This window comes from Kineococcus glutinatus (genome assembly GCF_039542765.1).
Classification (GTDB): domain Bacteria; phylum Actinomycetota; class Actinomycetes; order Actinomycetales; family Kineococcaceae; genus Kineococcus_A; species Kineococcus_A glutinatus.
The window spans coordinates 1-2,166 of the sequence record NZ_BAABIL010000379.1; the positions used below are offsets into that span (position 1 = coordinate 1).

2 protein-coding genes and 1 pseudogene are annotated in these 2,166 nt (G+C 76.0%); 2 read left to right on the forward strand and 1 reads right to left on the reverse strand.

Annotated elements, in window-relative coordinates; all coding sequences use genetic code 11:
* Together ABEB16_RS14030 and dnaJ are read left to right on the forward strand one after the other, a co-directional pair.
* Window positions 1-494, forward strand: a pseudogene (locus tag ABEB16_RS14030) (HrcA family transcriptional regulator); the annotation flags it as partial.
* A 94-nt stretch (window positions 495-588) separates the two neighbouring features.
* Window positions 589-1,707 (forward strand): molecular chaperone DnaJ, encoded by a 1,119-nt coding sequence (gene dnaJ, locus ABEB16_RS14035; protein WP_345712862.1) that lies wholly within the window; start codon window positions 589-591, stop codon window positions 1,705-1,707.
* A gap of 48 nt (window positions 1,708-1,755) precedes the next feature.
* On the opposite strand, the gene ABEB16_RS14040 is transcribed toward dnaJ, so the two are convergent.
* A partial coding sequence (locus ABEB16_RS14040) for a Gmad2 immunoglobulin-like domain-containing protein (protein WP_345712863.1) occupies window positions 1,756-2,166 on the reverse strand: 411 nt, incomplete at its 5' end.

Here is a 2,166-nt window from a genome sequence, read left to right on the forward strand (position 1 = left end):
GGCTCAACGAGGAGCTGGCCGGGCGCCGGGTGGCCGAGGAGCGCGACCTGCTGCCGCCGGTTGCCGTCGCCGTCGCCGAGCCGCAGCGCGCCGCCGCCGACGAGGTGCTGGCCGCCCTGGGCGACGGGCTCACCGCGGCGCTGGAGGAGCGCGTCGTCATCGCCGGCACCGCCAACCTGGTGCGCAGCGGCACGGACTTCCCCGCCTCCCTCGGCGCGGTGCTCGACGCGCTGGAGGAGCACGTGGTCATCCTGCGCCTCGTGCAGGAGATGGCCGCCGACGAGCACTCCCAGCCGGGCGGGCTCAGCGTGCGGATCGGCGCGGAGAACGTCGACGTGGGCCTCACCGAGGCGTCGGTGGTGACCAGCGCCTACGGCGAGGGCCAGGTGCTGGCCCGCCTGGGCGTGCTCGGCCCGACCCGGATGGACTACCCCACGACGATGGCGGCGGTGCGCTCGGTGGCCCGCTACGTGTCCCGGATCCTCGCGCAGTGACCCCCGCCCGACCCGCACCACCGACCCGCCCGGCGGCACGCGCCCGCCGGGCTGCCGACCCGACAGCGGAACCCCCGAGGAGACGGTGCCACCCGTGAGCGACTACTACGAGGTGCTCGGCGTCTCGCGCGACGCCTCGACCGAGGAGATCAAGCGGGCGTACCGCAAGCTCGCGCGGAAGCTGCACCCGGACGTCACCGACGACCCGGCGGCCGGGGAGCGGTTCAAGGAGGTCTCCCAGGCCTACGAGACGCTGTCCAACCCGGACAAGCGCGAGCTCTACGACCGCGGGGGCACCCAGCCCGGCGGGGCGGGCTTCGGTCCCGGGTTCGGCTTCAGCGACATCATGGACGCCTTCTTCGGCGGGGGCGCCACCACCTCGCGCGGGCCGGCCAGCCGCACCCAGCGCGGCCAGGACGCCCTGATCCGCATCGAGGTCGACCTCGCCGACGCGGCCTTCGGCGGCACCAAGGAGATCACCGTGGACACCGCGGTGGTCTGCCCGACGTGCCAGGGGTCCTGCTGCCAGCCGGGCACCTCCCCGGAGGCGTGCGACATCTGCGGCGGGCGCGGGCAGGTGCAGCGCGTGGTGCGCTCGCTGCTGGGGCAGGTCATGACCACCCAGCCGTGCCCGACGTGCCGGGGCTTCGGCACGGTGCTGCCCGCGCCGTGCCTGGAGTGCTCCGGGGAGGGCCGGGTGCGCTCACGCCGGCCGCTGACGATCCGGGTTCCGGCCGGTGTCAGCACCGGCACCCGCGTGCAGCTGGCCGGTCAGGGCGAGGTCGGCACCGCGGGCGGTCCCGCCGGCGACCTCTACGTGGAGATCGTGGAGCGGCCGCACCCGATCTTCTCCCGCCGCGGCGACGACCTGCACTGCACCCTGGAGGTGCCGATGACGGCCGCGGCCCTGGGCACGGTGATCCCGCTGGAGACGCTGGAGGGCGACGAGGTGGAGATCGACGTGCGGCCCGGCGCGCAGGCGGGGGACGAGGTGCAGCTGCGCGGGCGCGGCACCGAGCACCTGCGCGGCACCGGCCGCGGCGACCTGCACGTCCACCTCGACGTCACGACGCCGCGCAACCTGGACGCCGAGCAGGAGGAGCTGCTGCGCCGCCTCGCGGAGCTGCGCGGGGAGGCACGGCCGGCCGGCCGGCTGTCCCCGGCCCACCAGGGCGTCTTCTCCAAGCTGCGCGACCGCATCACGGGGCGCTGACCCGCCGGACCGGGCACCGCGGCAGCGGCGGTGCCCGGCCCGGCGCGCTCAGCGGACGGTGAACGCCTTCGTGTCGGCCAGCGGCTCGGGTCCCTCGCCGCCGGACTCGTCGGGCGGGTAGACCGAGACGACGTACGAGCCCGGGGTGACCTCCAGGGTCGCGGAGAACGGGCCGAAGGTGCCGTTGGCGCCGGCCTGGACGGAGCCGCGGGTGATCTCGCGGTGCTCCGCGTCGGTGAGGACGTACACCAGCGTGCCCTCGAAGGCGGTGCCGATCCCCTCGACGGTGAGCTGCCCGGCGTCGACGACGGCGCCCTCGGCGACGCTGGTGATCCACGCCGGGGCCTGCACGTCGACCGGGGCCCGCCGCGCCACGGGTCCGGTGAAGCGCACCACCCCCCACGCCTCGGCGCCCGCGCGCCCGTCGACGAGCACCTGCACGGGCAGGTTCTCCCCGGC